8 protein-coding genes, 2 tRNA genes, 2 rRNA genes and 1 other annotated feature are annotated in these 15041 nt (G+C 44.5%); of the genes, 10 read left to right on the top strand and 2 right to left on the bottom strand.

Annotated elements, in window-relative coordinates:
* Window positions 1-5: 5 nt before the first annotated feature.
* Window positions 6-1940 carry a threonine--tRNA ligase gene (gene thrS / locus Q9G97_RS13065; RefSeq protein ID WP_305899159.1) on the bottom strand — a complete coding sequence of 645 codons (1935 nt, stop codon included), beginning with the start codon at window positions 1938-1940 and terminating at the stop codon, window positions 6-8.
* A gap of 1220 nt (window positions 1941-3160) precedes the next feature.
* On the opposite strand from thrS, the gene Q9G97_RS13060 reads away from it, so the two are divergent.
* The 8 genes from Q9G97_RS13060 to Q9G97_RS13025 all read left to right on the top strand — a co-directional run bounded on the left by Q9G97_RS13060 (window position 3161) and on the right by Q9G97_RS13025 (window position 11714).
* Window positions 3161-4699: ribosomal RNA gene (locus Q9G97_RS13060) — 16S ribosomal RNA — on the top strand.
* An 82-nt stretch (window positions 4700-4781) separates the two neighbouring features.
* Window positions 4782-4858: transfer RNA gene (locus tag Q9G97_RS13055), tRNA-Ile, on the top strand.
* A gap of 9 nt (window positions 4859-4867) precedes the next feature.
* A tRNA-Ala gene (locus Q9G97_RS13050) sits at window positions 4868-4943 on the top strand.
* Window positions 4944-5268: 325 nt separating this feature from the next.
* Window positions 5269-8215 (top strand) — a sequence feature (mutual gap in cmsearch alignment for this rRNA model is longer than 100).
* Between the two features lie 122 nt (window positions 8216-8337).
* Window positions 8338-8452, top strand: a 5S ribosomal RNA gene (rrf, locus tag Q9G97_RS13045).
* A gap of 199 nt (window positions 8453-8651) precedes the next feature.
* The gene (locus Q9G97_RS13040) at window positions 8652-9458 is read left to right on the top strand and encodes a HEPN domain-containing protein (protein ID WP_305899158.1); all 807 of its coding nucleotides are present in this window, start codon (window positions 8652-8654) and stop codon (window positions 9456-9458) included.
* Window positions 9459-9513: 55 nt separating this feature from the next.
* Window positions 9514-9780, top strand: coding sequence for a hypothetical protein (locus Q9G97_RS13035; RefSeq protein ID WP_305899157.1), 267 nt, complete (start codon window positions 9514-9516; stop codon window positions 9778-9780).
* Between the two features lie 21 nt (window positions 9781-9801).
* A protein-coding gene (locus Q9G97_RS13030; RefSeq protein WP_305899156.1) for an IS3 family transposase occupies window positions 9802-10967 on the top strand; the annotation gives its coding sequence in 2 pieces (ribosomal slippage) (window positions 9802-10060 and window positions 10060-10967; 1167 coding nt in all).
* Between the two features lie 30 nt (window positions 10968-10997).
* Window positions 10998-11714, top strand: a complete 717-nt coding sequence (locus tag Q9G97_RS13025; protein WP_305899155.1) for a hypothetical protein — start codon at window positions 10998-11000, stop codon at window positions 11712-11714.
* Between the two features lie 59 nt (window positions 11715-11773).
* Here the strand turns inward: Q9G97_RS13025 and Q9G97_RS13020 are convergent, their stop codons facing one another.
* Window positions 11774-12034 (bottom strand): DUF1289 domain-containing protein, encoded by a 261-nt coding sequence (locus Q9G97_RS13020; RefSeq protein ID WP_305899154.1) that lies wholly within the window; start codon window positions 12032-12034, stop codon window positions 11774-11776.
* A gap of 220 nt (window positions 12035-12254) precedes the next feature.
* Here Q9G97_RS13020 and Q9G97_RS13015 point away from each other — a divergent pair, with 220 nt between their 5' ends.
* Together Q9G97_RS13015 and parE are read left to right on the top strand one after the other, a co-directional pair.
* Window positions 12255-12878, top strand: a complete 624-nt coding sequence (locus tag Q9G97_RS13015; protein WP_305899153.1) for a YqiA/YcfP family alpha/beta fold hydrolase — start codon at window positions 12255-12257, stop codon at window positions 12876-12878.
* 127 nt (window positions 12879-13005) lie between these two features.
* Window positions 13006-14895 (top strand): DNA topoisomerase IV subunit B, encoded by a 1890-nt coding sequence (gene parE, locus Q9G97_RS13010; RefSeq protein ID WP_305899152.1) that lies wholly within the window; start codon window positions 13006-13008, stop codon window positions 14893-14895.
* The last annotated feature ends 146 nt before the right edge of the window (window positions 14896-15041 follow it).

Raw genomic sequence — 15041 nt, 5'->3', positions numbered from 1 at the left:
AGGTATTACTCCTGATCTATTTTTGGGGTCTGTCGGCCTTTTTCGCTGACAGCTACATTTACTAAGGTAATAAACTCTGAGACACTCATCACGCCTAAATTCTCACCTTCGCGAGTTCGGACGTTGACGGTACCTGATTCTACTTCTTTATCCCCTAATACTAACATATAGGGAATACGTTCTAATGTTTTCTCTCGTATCTTAAATCCAATTTTTTCGTTACGCAAGTCACTATTAGCACGCAGACCTGCATTTTTCAGCTCTTTTACCACGTTTTCGCAAGCTTCGGCCTGTTTATCAGTAATATTCATGACAACTACTTGTTGCGGAGCAAGCCAAACAGGCATCCAACCAGCATAGTTTTCGATGAGTATACCAATGAAACGCTCGAATGAACCTAAGATAGCACGGTGTAGCATAATAGGCACTTCACGTTCGTTTTGCTCATTAACGAATTCAGCGTCAAGACGTTCAGTCATATTAGGATCGACCTGAATAGTACCGCACTGCCAAACACGTCCTAAAGAGTCTTTGAGACTAAATTCAATCTTAGGACCATAAAAAGCGCCTTCGCCTGGCAAATAATCCCAATTGAGACCTGAGCTATCGAGCGCATCAGCTAGCGCTTTTTCTGCAAAGTCCCAAGATTCATCACTACCTACGCGCTTTTCAGGGCGAGTAGAGAGTTTCATAATGATGTCTTTAAAGCCAAAGTCTTCATAAACAGCTAAAGTCAGCTTAATAAAGTCTGCCACCTCCGCCTGAATCTGCGCTTGCGTACAGAAGATATGCGCGTCATCTTGAGTAAAACCACGTACCCGCATCAAACCATGTAGTGAGCCTGATGGTTCATTGCGATGACAAGAGCCAAACTCCGCCATACGTAGCGGCAAGTCGCGATAAGACTTTAGACCTTGATTGAATACTTGCACGTGACAAGGGCAGTTCATCGGCTTTACCGCGTAATCACGGCTTTCACTAGAGGTAGTGAACATATTGGTCGCATAGTTGCCCCAGTGACCTGAGCGCTCCCACAGACTACGATCAACGATTTGCGGCGTTTTGATCTCTTCATAGCCATTATCATTTTGTACTTTACGCATATATTGCTCAAGTACTTGATAAATTGTCCAGCCATTTGGATGCCAAAACACCATACCTGGCGCTTGCTCTTGCATATGAAACAAGTTTAAGGCTTTACCAATTTTACGATGATCACGCTTCTCTGCTTCTTCAATACGTTGAATATAAGCTTTTAGCTGCTTTTTGTCTGCCCAAGCTGTGCCATAGATACGTTGTAATTGTTCGTTCTTCGCATCGCCGCGCCAATAAGCGCCTGACATCTTAGTGAGCTTAAATACTTTTAAGAATCTAGTATTAGGCACGTGTGGGCCACGGCACATATCGACATATTCTTGATGATGATAGAGACCAAAGGCATCTTCGCCTGGCATATCATTAATCAGCTTAAGCTTATAATCTTCGCCACGCTCTTCAAATATTTTAATGACTTCATCACGTGGGGTTATCTTCTTGATGACATCGTAGTCTTGCTTGATAAGCGCCATCATACGCTTTTCGATTGCTTCCATATGCTCAGGCGTGAAGGGCGTCTCGCTAAAAATATCATAATAGAAACCATCGTCAATGACGGGGCCGATAACCATTTTTACCTCAGGATATAGCTGCTTGACCGCATGACCTAATAAGTGAGCGCAAGAGTGACGGATAATGTCGACACCATCATCATCTTTTGCGGTAACGATTTCGACTTTGGCATCGGCTACTATAGGATCGCTGGCATCTACTAGATGTCCATCAACGCGGCCAGCTATCGTAGCCTTCGCGAGTCCTGGCCCAATACTTTCGGCCACTTGCATCACTGTAGTGTGACCGTCAAACTGTTTTACGCTACCATCGGGTAAAGTGATCGCTACCATAGTCTTCAATCCAATATTATTTATACGTTATCTAATGTAGACAACTATTTATTAAAACAGAAAAACCGACACAAATGCCAGCCAAAGTATCAGTATTATAGAGTTGGCGTTATTATAAACGATTTTTAGTAGCTATTCTTGCTATTTACTTATAACTAGTTTTCTCTGTAGCCTGCTATCTTATATATAGCTTATAGATAGTACTAGGACATCGAATCTATCGAAGCCAGTGGTAAAGTTATATCTACTTCATCGCTATTTGTTGATAAAGTTCTTCTATTATAAGAGCTCTTCTATATAGAACGTTATCCTATAAGAATGAAAGCAAGATTAGCTATAGTGTATAAACAGTACATTGATCAAAAAATCAACTTTACTATATATAGAGGCAAATTGGCTGATAACTAGAGTAAAGGAAGTGATCAATAAAGCAGTGACAAAGCAGCCACAGCTAAAAGCACGCGTAGTAGGAAATAAAACTTAAAGCTAAGCCCTTGATAAGAGTAGAAGTATCTCATTAACTGAAAATAACTTAAGCAATCTCACCAAAACCGCTTGACGCTCATTCAGAACTGCGTATAATGCCACCCAGTCGAGAGGGAAGGCGGATTGGGAAAGTGGTTTACCACTTACTATTAATAGCGAAGCTATTAACCAATCAGCCGATAGATTGAATGTTAAAACCAACTATCTAGGTAGCATGATAAAAACATTCAAACTAAATAAAATAAACTCTTGACAACATAATTAAAGCGTCTATAATACGCACCTCATCAAGACGAGCTAGAAGTTAAACACTAAGAGATATTAGTGATAATGACAGCAAATCGGATGAAACAAATTATAAAGAAATAAAATAAAAGCTTGACAGACTTATCGATTGTGTTATGATAGTCAGCTCGCTAAACAGCATAAGCCACATGGTTTAGAGCCGAATAGCCAGACAAGAATACTGATACAAACTACTTACTGGACGACAGAAGTGGTTACTATTTAAAAGCTTAACTAAAGAACAACTTGTGTGGATTTTTGCTGAGTCAGGATGCATAAATAAAGTTGGTTGAGACTTCTTTTCGGAGTTGATTCTAACTATAAAAATTTATCATCTAAGACAGCAGAAAAACTCAAAGTTAATTCATTACGAACATAATTTTTAGCGATTTTGCCAGAATAGATGAGCCAAGTTTAGTGACCTCTTTAAAGGGTTACATAGCAAGATTAAACTGAAGAGTTTGATCATGGCTCAGATTGAACGCTGGCGGCAGGCTTAACACATGCAAGTCGAGCGGAAACGATACTAGCTTGCTAGTAGGCGTCGAGCGGCGGACGGGTGAGTAATACTTAGGAATCTACCTAGTAGTGGGGGATAGCACGGGGAAACTCGTATTAATACCGCATACGACCTACGGGAGAAAGGGGGCAACTTGTTGCTCTCGCTATTAGATGAGCCTAAGTCGGATTAGCTAGATGGTGGGGTAAAGGCCTACCATGGCGACGATCTGTAGCTGGTCTGAGAGGATGATCAGCCACACCGGGACTGAGACACGGCCCGGACTCCTACGGGAGGCAGCAGTGGGGAATATTGGACAATGGGGGCAACCCTGATCCAGCCATGCCGCGTGTGTGAAGAAGGCCTTTTGGTTGTAAAGCACTTTAAGCAGTGAAGAAGACCATATGGTTAATACCCATATGCGATGACATTAGCTGCAGAATAAGCACCGGCTAACTCTGTGCCAGCAGCCGCGGTAATACAGAGGGTGCAAGCGTTAATCGGAATTACTGGGCGTAAAGGGAGCGTAGGTGGCTCGATAAGTCAGATGTGAAATCCCCGGGCTCAACCTGGGAACTGCATCTGAAACTGTCGTGCTAGAGTATGTGAGAGGAAGGTAGAATTCCAGGTGTAGCGGTGAAATGCGTAGAGATCTGGAGGAATACCGATGGCGAAGGCAGCCTTCTGGCATAATACTGACACTGAGGCTCGAAAGCGTGGGTAGCAAACAGGATTAGATACCCTGGTAGTCCACGCCGTAAACGATGTCTACTAGTCGTTGGGTCCCTTGAGGACTTAGTGACGCAGCTAACGCAATAAGTAGACCGCCTGGGGAGTACGGCCGCAAGGTTAAAACTCAAATGAATTGACGGGGGCCCGCACAAGCGGTGGAGCATGTGGTTTAATTCGATGCAACGCGAAGAACCTTACCTGGTCTTGACATATCTAGAATCCTGCAGAGATGCGGGAGTGCCTTCGGGAATTAGAATACAGGTGCTGCATGGCTGTCGTCAGCTCGTGTCGTGAGATGTTGGGTTAAGTCCCGCAACGAGCGCAACCCTTGTCCTTAGTTACCAGCGGGTTAAGCCGGGAACTCTAAGGATACTGCCAGTGACAAACTGGAGGAAGGCGGGGACGACGTCAAGTCATCATGGCCCTTACGACCAGGGCTACACACGTGCTACAATGGTAGGTACAGAGGGCAGCTACACAGCGATGTGATGCGAATCTCAAAAAGCCTATCGTAGTCCAGATTGGAGTCTGCAACTCGACTCCATGAAGTAGGAATCGCTAGTAATCGCGGATCAGAATGCCGCGGTGAATACGTTCCCGGGCCTTGTACACACCGCCCGTCACACCATGGGAGTTGATTGCACCAGAAGTGGGTAGCCTAACCTTAGGGGAGGCGCTCACCACGGTGTGGTTGATGACTGGGGTGAAGTCGTAACAAGGTAGCCGTAGGGGAACCTGCGGCTGGATCACCTCCTTATAGACGCATCCACTTGGCAAGAATTCACAACAAGTTGTTCTTTAGTTAGCTTAAATATTAGCATGAGGTATATGCCTCTTACAGGCCTGTAGCTCAGCTGGTTAGAGCACCGTGTTGATAACGCGGGGGTCGGCAGTTCAAGTCTGCCCAGGCCTACCATTTTATTACGGGGCCATAGCTCAGTTGGTAGAGCGCCTGCCTTGCACGCAGGAGGTCAACGGTTCGACTCCGTTTGGCTCCACCATACATTAATAAATGCTAATATAGACAATGAGTATAAATAGAAACAAATGATTCACCTTACCTGAGGGTAAGATTGATTATTTCTTTCTGTTTTATACAGAGCTTACGACTCGACGAGAGCGTAGGAACTATTTAAAAACATAGATATGAGTCTGGGTTAGAAAGAGCGTGTTCACGCGTTTCTTTCTAACCTTAATAACTCACCTCTTAACGACATCAGTTGTTATCCCAGGGGTGGGTTATTAAAAAAGTAAAGAGAACTGAATCAAGCGTATAAATTAGGTGATATCGTTATAATTGCTGACAAAGACCCTTTGGGGTTGTATGGTCAAGTAATTAAGCGCACATGGTGGATGCCTTGGCAGTCAGAGGCGATGAAAGACGTGACAGCCTGCGATAAGCTTCGGGGAGGCGGCAATATCCTGTGATCCGGAGATTTCTGAATGGGGAAACCCACCTATCATAAGATAGGTATTCCATACTTGTATGGGAAGCGAACGAGGGGAAGTGAAACATCTCAGTACCCTTAGGAAAAGACATCAAATGAGATTCCCCAAGTAGCGGCGAGCGAACGGGGAGAAGCCGATTGTTTCTAGAATAGAAGAACAGCGTGGGAAAGCTGACCGTAGTAGGTGATAGTCCTGTATTTTAAATTCTAGAGATGACATATTAAGTAGAGCGGGACACGAGAAATCCTGTTTGAAGATGGGGGGACCATCCTCCAAGGCTAAATACTCCTGACTGACCGATAGTGAACCAGTACCGTGAGGGAAAGGCGAAAAGAACCCCTGTGAGGGGAGTGAAATAGAACCTGAAACCGTGTGCGTACAAGCAGTAGGAGCTTCAATTTATTGGAGTGACTGCGTACCTTTTGTATAATGGGTCAGCGACTTATGTTCTGTAGCGAGGTTAACCATTTAGGGGAGCCGTAGGGAAACCGAGTCTTAATAGGGCGAATTAGTTGCAGGGCATAGACCCGAAACCGAGTGATCTATCCATGAGCAGGTTGAAAGTGTCGTAACAGACACCGGAGGACCGAACCCACTGTCGTTGAAAAGCCAGGGGATGACTTGTGGATAGGGGTGAAAGGCTAATCAAACTCGGTGATAGCTGGTTCTCCCCGAAAGCTATTTAGGTAGCGCCTCGGACGAACACCATTGGGGGTAGAGCACTGTTTCGGCTAGGGGGTCATACCGACTTACCAAACCGATGCAAACTCCGAATACCGATGAGTGATATCCGGGAGACACACAGTGGGTGCTAACGTCCATTGTGGAGAGGGAAACAACCCAGACCGCCAGCTAAGGCCCCAAATTCCTAGTTAAGTGGGAAACGAGGTGGGAAGGCATAGACAGCTAGGAGGTTGGCTTAGAAGCAGCCATCCTTTAAAGAAAGCGTAATAGCTCACTAGTCGAGTCGGCCCGCGCGGAAGATGTAACGGGGCTCAAACTAGGAGCCGAAGCTGCGGATTTGAATTTGTTTTCAAGTGGTAGGGGAGCGTTGTGTAAGCCTGTGAAGGTGTGTCGTAAGGCATGCTGGAGGTATCACGTGAGTGAGGGGTGGGGGGGGGGGGGGGGGTTGGGGGGGGGGGGGGGGGTGGGGGGGGGGGGTGGGGGGGGGGGGGGGGGGGGGGGGGGGTGGTGGGGTTTGGGGGGGGGGGGGGGGGGGGGGGGGGGGGGGGGGGGGGGGGGGGGGGGGTTGTGGGGGGGGGGGGGGGGGGGGGGGTTTTTTTGGGTGGTGTGGTGGGTGGGTTTTGGTTGGGTGTTTTTTGTGTTGTTTGTGTGTTGGGGGGGGTTTGGTTGGTGGGTTGTTGGGGGGTGGTTTGGTGTTGGGTGGGTGGGGGGGGGTGGGGGTGGGTTGGGTGGGGGGGGGTGGGGGTTGGGTGATGTTGTGGGGGGGGGGGGGTTGGGTTGTGGTTGGGGTGGTTTTGTTGTGTTGTTTTTTGGGGGGGGTGGGGTGGTGTGGGTTGGGGTGGGTTTGGGTTTGTGGTTTGGGGGTGGTTTTTGGGTGGGGTTGTTGTTGGTGTTTGTGGTTTGGGGTGTGGGGGGTGTTGGGGGTGGGGTTGTTTTTGGGTTGGGGTGTTGTGGTGGGGTTGGTTTGTTTTGGGGTTAGTGTGGTGGGGGGTTGTTGGTTTGTGGTGGGGGGTGTGGGGTTTTTGTGGTGGTGGGGGTTGGTGTTTGTTTGGTGGGGGGGGTTTGGGTGGTTTTTTGTTTTGGGTTTTGTTTGGTGGTGTGGGGGGTGTTGGTGGGGGGGGGTTGGGGGGTTGGGGTTGTTGTGGGTGGTGAGGGGTTGATAATGTTTTGAGGAGGTTAGTGTTAGGGAAGTTGTGATTTGAAGGGAGGGTTGGGGAAGTAAGATTGGGTTGTTGTTGGTATAGAGGGGAGATATATGGTTAGATGGTTGGAGGTTTGAGGGATGGGGTTGGGGTGAGGGGGGTAAAGAGAGTGTAGTTTGTAAAAGGTTAAGGGTAGTATGAGGTATGGGGTTAGGTAAGGTAGGGGGATGGGTGTGGGGGGGGGTAGGGTTGGAATGATAGAGTGGGGGGGGGGGGGGTGATTGAGGGGTTTGTAATAAAGGATGGGGGGGGGAGTTAAGATGTGTTATGTAAGTGTATTGGGTTGGGGGGGGGGGTGGGGTAGGGGGGAGGGAGAAGAAGTTTTGGTTAGGTGGGGTAGTTGGGAGAGATGTAAGAGGGTTTAGGGAGGTTGGAAGAATGGCAAAAGCGCGCTTAACTGCGAGACCCACAAGTCGAGCAGGTACGAAAGTAGGTCTTAGTGATCCGGTGGTTCTGTATGGAAGGGCCATCGCTCAACGGATAAAAGGTACTCTGGGGATAACAGGCTGATACCGCCCAAGAGTTCATATCGACGGCGGTGTTTGGCACCTCGATGTCGGCTCATCTCATCCTAGGGCTGAAGCAGGTCCTAAGGGTATGGCTGTTCGCCATTTAAAGAGGTACGCGAGCTGGGTTTAGAACGTCGTGAGACAGTTCGGTCCCTATCTACCGTGGGCGTTGGAAATTTGAGAGGAGCTGCTCCTAGTACGAGAGGACCAGAGTGGACGAACCACTGGTGTTCGGGTTGTCATGCCAATGGCATTGCCCGGTAGCTACGTTCGGATGGGATAACCGCTGAAAGCATCTAAGCGGGAAGCCCACCTCAAGATAAGATTTCCCTAAAGAGCCGTTGAAGACTACGACGTTGATAGGCAGGGTGTGGAAGCACAGCGATGTGTGTAGCTAACCTGTACTAATTGCTCGTTTGGCTTGACCATACAACACCCAAGTGGTTTTGTATATAAAGCATTATATCGATATCACCTTATCCTTGATTCAGTTAGGATAGTGATACTTAGTCAAATAAGTAAAACAAACAGACTCATATCTAACCCCCTTTGCTGACGACAATAGCAAGACGGAACCACCTGATCCCTTCTCGAACTCAGAAGTGAAACGTCTTAGCGCCAATGGTAGTGTGGCTCCGGCCATGTGAGAGTAGGTCATCGTCAGCTCTCTATTCTTAGACTTGCCCCCTTCGCTAACGCGAAGGGGGCTTTTCTTTGTGCTGAATTTAGTTTAATGCTTTTATATAGTACAATATGTATAGTTTGAAAGATTGGATGATGAAGCCTTTATTGCTATATTGATGAATTGCAACTTAAGTGACTAATATAATTAAAAAAATTGTTAATAAGTTATTGAGGAATAAGCTTGAAAAGACTTAACGCTTATACGAAATCATTTTTAAAATGGAAAGAGCAAACACAAGATACTTTCGAGTTTTCTGTGCTTGTCTGTAATGCTGTTCCTACTTTAAAGCGAACTTTAACCTTACACGATAAAGGGGTAGTAACATCACTTGTAAAACCTGATTATTATGGTGCATTGGAATCTCCTGATGATAAACAACAAGAAAGAGTGAAAAAACAGTTAAGAGAGAAATCTATAGGTTATAAAACGAAGCTATCCAGATACATACTTATTAGTAATTTTAGCTTTTTCGAGTCATATGTTTCCAATGTAATTGAGGAGTTAATTGAATTTCATGGAGGAAAAAACGCTTTTGTTGAAAAAGCTAATAGCAGAGCACGTAAGCAAATTTTGCGAGATGATGATGAAATAGAATTTACTAAAAAAAAGGTTCGGTTAGGTAATAAACCTGCCTATCATCAGCGATATAAAGAAGCATCGAAGAAGCTAGACAGTACAGGTTATCGATTCCCTACTGATCTTTTTACTGGGTATGGTACTAAAATGTTATTAAGTAAGTTAGCTAATATGAGCGCTAATGATATTCCTGCTGTTCTAGTAGACGGTTTTCATTTAAACTTAAGTGATGCAGAGGTTTTAGAGTTTCATAATGTTAGAGACGCTAGAAACAAAGTAGCACATGGAGAGAGTGTAGGATTTTCCATCAGTCAAGTAACTATAATGAGTAAACAATTACGTTCAATTGCATTGAAACTAGATCAGCATCTTTTAAGGTATTACTTTATTACCGAAGACTATATTGATTAACTAAACTAAAGCAGAAAACACAGACAAGTCTTAAATAAATAATAGAGAATCATTAATGAAACTAGTAGATGAAATCATTGAAATATTAAGTTCTGATGATGGTATTCTAAGTAATGCTCTGATCAAAACAAAGGTTCTTCTTCATAAGATGGGGCACAAAGAATTAGTAATATGGGTAAATAAAGAACTGAATGGGTATAGCCAAGATGATGAATTACCTGATTACCGTATTATTCCAGCCCAAGTGCGTGTTTCGGCAGCAAATGGAGCTTATCAGGTGAGCTATGCTGAAGAAACCGTAGAGATAAACTTGGTAAACTAGCGACTCGACAAGGAGTTTACCATGACCAAGAAAGTAAGAACCTACAGCGACGAATTTAAAGCCGAAGCCGTCAAGAAGATAGCGGACAACAACGGTAATATTTCAGCGACCGCAAAGCAGCTTGGCATAGCGATGCAAACCTTATCTAATTGGCATAACAAAGCCAATCAAGGCAAGCTTAAAGGGACTGAGCAGTACGATCCACAGCTTATGGCCGTGATGGAAGAGAACAAGCGCCTCAAACGACAGCTTAAAGTTGCCGAGGAGGAACGAGAGATCCTAAAAAAGGCCACCGCGTACTTCGCAAAGCACAGTTAGTGAAGTACGTCTTTATTAAAGACAACCAGCCACTCTTTAGCATTACCATTATGTGCCGCGTGCTAAGTGTTAGGCTATCGAGCTACTACGACTGGCTGAGTCGTGATATCAGCGACCAGCGGATACATCGTAACCAGTCTGAGCTATTGGTTAGAGCCGCTCACAGCGAAACTTGTGAGCGCTACGGTGTTGAGCGACTGCATGCAAAGCTGACGGAGCAAGGGCATGATATTAGCCTGTACATGGTTAGAAGTATCAAAGAAGAACATGACATCAAGTGCCGTCGTCATAAACGCTTTAAAGTCACTACTGACTCCAATCACGATAAGCTGGTCTATCCAAATGTGCTGGATCAGAAGTTTGATGCTAAGCGTCCCAATGAGTCTTGGGTCAGTGATATTACTTATATCTGGACAAATGAGGGCTGGCTGTACTTAGCCGGAGTGAAAGATTTATACACCAAAGAGCTGGTCGGCTACGCTATCAATAAGCGTATGACCGCTGATTTAGTTTGCCGTGCACTCAATATGGCAATCAAGAACAAACACCCAAGATCAGAGCTAATAGTTCACTCTGACAGAGGCAGCCAGTATTGTAGTCATGCCTACCACAAGATCATCAAGCAGCATCAGTTTACAGGCTCGATGAGTGGTAAGGGCAACTGCTATGACAATGCGCCAATAGAAAGCTTCTGGGGCACATTGAAGAATGAGCTGGTATATCACCAAGACTATAAAACAAGGTTTGTAGCGATCAGCGATATCATTGGCTATATTGAGCTGTACTACAACCAAACGAGGATTCAAAAGGGCTTGGGCTATAAAACGCCAAGGCAAGTATGGTTTGACTTTTATCGTCAGGCTGCGTAACTAAAATCTCCCAAGTTTAGTTGTACGGATTTGACAGCAGGGGTCAAGGTAAATTCACATCCTATTCCTATGAAGCATTTAGATGATGAATTCAGGCATTCGTTAGAAGAAGCTAAAATAGCTTATTCATTAGCTATAATTGAGAAAATGGTGACCGACAGTGATGATGTCATGCTTTATAGATCATTACCAATGGAATTCAATGGGTTGCTTGGTGAAGGTTTGGCTAATTCATTTATAATTCAAAGAGCATGGTCTGAAATACCAGTAGCTAGTGTTGCAAATATTCTAATGCAGGTAAGATCACGTCTATTAGATTTTGTTCTTGAGTTAAATTCTGAGTTTTCTGATATAGAATCCGACAAAGAATTAAAGGAAGCAGTTGGAAAATTTGACGCTTCAAACCTTTTTAACAATGCTATATTTGGAGACAATGTAACAATATTGTTAGGCTCAGAAAATACTCAAAAAGTAACGAATAGCATTTTAAAAAATGATTTTGAGACTTTATCTAAAATTCTACAGGAAAATGGAGTTGATAGAAGTGACGTCGACTTACTTAAAGATGCTATTGATAGTGATCAAAGTTTTTCTATAGTTGAAAAGGATAAATTTGGTCCTTCAGTCAAATCTTGGATGGAGTCAATGTTATCTAAGGCAATTAATACGAGTTGGCAGATTGAGTTAGGCGTAGCTGGAAGTTTGCTTGCTACAGCTCTAAATAACTACTATGGTTTAATTGTATGACAAAGCTTCAATAAAAAAATTGATACTGTGATAAAAATATTATCGTTTGGTTTTATTTTCTAAAACAACTCCCTAACTTCAACCACTTCCTCAAAATCAAATCCCAACTGCTGCCCTTTAAGCTGTCGCATTTGCTCAATACGCTGTTTGCGGCCTGCTATTAGTCTTAGCACCTCACGACGCTGCTCATTAGTCATGCTTAGCCATAGCTGACGCTCGGTACGACTACGCAAGCAGCCAAAGCAATAGCCCTTTTTATTGCTCGTGCAGACGCTAACACAAGGATTTGCAATATCAAATAGTTCGATTTGTTGGGTCATGGCGATACCACGCTCATTCTGCTGTCTCTAGCTACATAATACTTTAGTTTTATAAAAAGTTCACTTATGCAAAAATAGCCAAATTAGCAGCGCCATTGTGCCACTCAAGACTATCAGTGTGCCATATTGTTATTATTAAGCTCAATACCTACGTGCTATTCTCTTTAGCATCGACTTTGTTTTTATAAAAATATAACAACCCTAATAAGTGAGATCATGCATGAACCTCATATATATTCATGGCTTAGATAGCGATGCTAATTCTACTAAAGGTCTATTATTAGACGAGTATTGCCAACAGCATCATCCTGATATCAGCGTACATCGTCCTGATCTAAACCAACCGCCACAAGTAGTATTCGATAAGCTAGTACATCTAGTAGAAGAATTGGGCAAAGGCTCTAAAGTCGTGTTAGTCGGCAGCTCATTAGGCGGTTACTTTGCCACTTTAGTCAGTAATCAAACAGGCTGTCCTGCGCTACTGATTAACCCTAGCACCCAACCACATATCACCCTACAGCGCTTTGATGCTGATAAAGGCGAAGCAAATGCTCTAAAGACAGACAGCTATCAAGATAGAGTGCTACATACTACTGATGGTGGCTGGGCATTGACTAAAGCTGACTTACAATGGTTTACGCGTCACACATTATCAACCGTCGAAAACCCAAGCGATGTTGAAGTCATGATCAAGAAAGGCGATGAATTACTCGATGCGAATTTATCAGCTGCGTTTTATCGTCAGCAAGGCGCTACCGTGACCCTACAAGCAGGTGGCGATCATCGTTTTAGTGACTTTGAGGCGCATTTGCCACAACTGCTAGAAATTTTAAAACAGTTATAGTGAGCGCTGTTCATTTAACAGACGACATTATATGACGCAAGCTATTGACTATCAGTGCTGACAGCCCCATTTTTAGCTATAATAGAGTAATAGAATTAGTAGTTTATAAAAATTAAGGATAGCATTTGTGAGTCAATATACTGCGCAATCATTAGAAGTTTTAGAAGGACTAGAGCCTGTTCGTCGTCGCCCTGGTATGTATACCGACACTACGCGCCCGAACCATTTGGCGCAAGAAGTGATCGATAACTCAGTCGATGAAGCCTTAGCAGGCTATGCTAAAACGATCAAAGTACAGCTCTATGAGGACGGCTCGCTATCGGTAGAAGACGATGGTCGCGGCATGCCAACCGATATCCATCCTGAATTTAAGCAAACAGGGATTGAAATTATATTAACCCGTTTACATGCGGGTGGTAAGTTCTCGACTTCTAATTATCAAGTATCAGGTGGCTTGCATGGCGTGGGTATCTCAGTGGTCAATGCTTTGTCGACACGCTTAGAAGTCACCGTATGGCGTGATGCTATCCAGTATGATATGGCGCTAGAGAATGGTGCACCAGTTACTGGTTTAGTAGAATCAGTCAGTCCTAATAAACGCAAGCGTGGTACTAAAGTGCACTTTTGGGCGGATGGTAGCTTCTTCGATACACCTAAATTTAACATCAAACAGCTCAAACATAATCTCAAGGCCAAAGCCGTATTAGCCGCTGGTCTGACGATTGAATTCGTTGATGATATCAATAATGAAAAGATTGTTTGGCAGTTTACTGATGGTGTAGTTGAATATTTAGCAGAGCAACTAGATGGTTTAGAGACGCTACCTGATGTGCCTTTTTATTATGATCATGAAGCTCAAGATGGCGAGCGCGCTGGGATTACTTTTGCGCTATCTTGGTTGCCTGAAGGCGGTACACCTGTGCAAGAGAGCTACGTTAACCTCATTCCTACGGCTCAAGGCGGTACGCATGTCAATGGCTTGCGTACCGGTATTTTAGAGGCGTTACGCGAGTTTTGTGATATTCATAACTTATTGCCACGCAGTGTTAAGCTGACTGCAGAAGATGTATGGGATGGGGTCAATTACATCTTATCGCTCAAGTTCTCTGAGCCGCAATTTTCGGGTCAGACCAAAGAGCGTTTATCGAGTCGAGAAGCGGCTGGCGCGGTGCAAACTTTAGCTAAAGATGCCTTTAGCTTATGGCTGAATAAACATGCGGATATAGGTGCGCAAATTGCAGAGTTGGCAATTAACAAAGCAGGTCGCCGCCTAAAGTCTGCCAAAAAGGTCGCTCGCAAGAAGATCACCCAAGGCCCAGCATTACCCGGTAAGCTGGCGGATTGTCGTGGTGACTTGCGTGATGGGGCAGAGCTGTTCTTGGTAGAGGGTGACTCCGCTGGTGGTAGTGCTAAGCAAGCCCGCGATCGTCATTATCAGGCGATATTACCCTTGCGCGGTAAGATCCTCAATACGTGGGAGGTGTCCTCAGATACGGTGCTATCGAGCCAAGAGATTCATGATATTGCTATCGCAATCGGGGTTGATCCTGCCTCGGATGATTTGTCTGAGTTACGTTATGACAAGGTTTGTATTCTTGCCGATGCCGACTCTGATGGTTTACACATTGCCACGCTGATTTGCGCATTGTTTGTGAAGCATTTTCCTGCGTTAGTTGATGCAGGGCATTTGTTTGTCGCGATGCCGCCACTGTATCGAGTTGATGTTGGTCGTGAGGTGCATTACGCGTTGGATGAAAGCGAGCTTGAGCATATATTAGCCAATGTGCCCGGCAATAAAAAAGCGCAGATTACTCGCTTTAAAGGCTTGGGTGAGATGAGCGCTGAACAATTGCGTGAGACCACAATGAATCGCGATACGCGTCGATTGGTACAGCTCGATATGGATGATATGGTATTGACCAATAGCGTAATGGATATGCTCTTAGCCAAAAAACGCTCTGCCGATCGCAAGACATGGCTTGAGCATAAAGGTAACTTGGCAGATATCGCTTTATAAGCTATGCGTTTTAAAACTCAATCTACTATAGCAGCGCTGATCAAATTTCATCCTTAAATACTGTTAAATATTTTGCTAATTATGGCAAATATTAATTCAGTGAACAGGTGTAAATGTTATGATGAATTAATTCTTTTTTTATAGTG

The sequence above is a fragment of the Psychrobacter sp. M13 genome (genome assembly GCF_030718935.1).
Taxonomy (GTDB): Bacteria; Pseudomonadota; Gammaproteobacteria; order Pseudomonadales; family Moraxellaceae; genus Psychrobacter; species Psychrobacter immobilis_G.
This window is presented reverse-complemented; position numbering and strand designations above follow the sequence as displayed.

Excerpts from the sequence above, each read along its gene's own strand:
- thrS (WP_305899159.1), bottom strand. The coding sequence starts at position 1,940 with ATGGTAGCGATCACTTTACCCGATGGTAGCGTAAAACAGTTTGACGGT.
- Q9G97_RS13035 (WP_305899157.1), top strand. The coding sequence starts at position 9,514 with ATGAAACTAGTAGATGAAATCATTGAAATATTAAGTTCTGATGATGGT.
- Q9G97_RS13020 (WP_305899154.1), bottom strand. The coding sequence starts at position 12,034 with ATGACCCAACAAATCGAACTATTTGATATTGCAAATCCTTGTGTTAGC.
- Q9G97_RS13015 (WP_305899153.1), top strand. The coding sequence starts at position 12,255 with ATGAACCTCATATATATTCATGGCTTAGATAGCGATGCTAATTCTACT.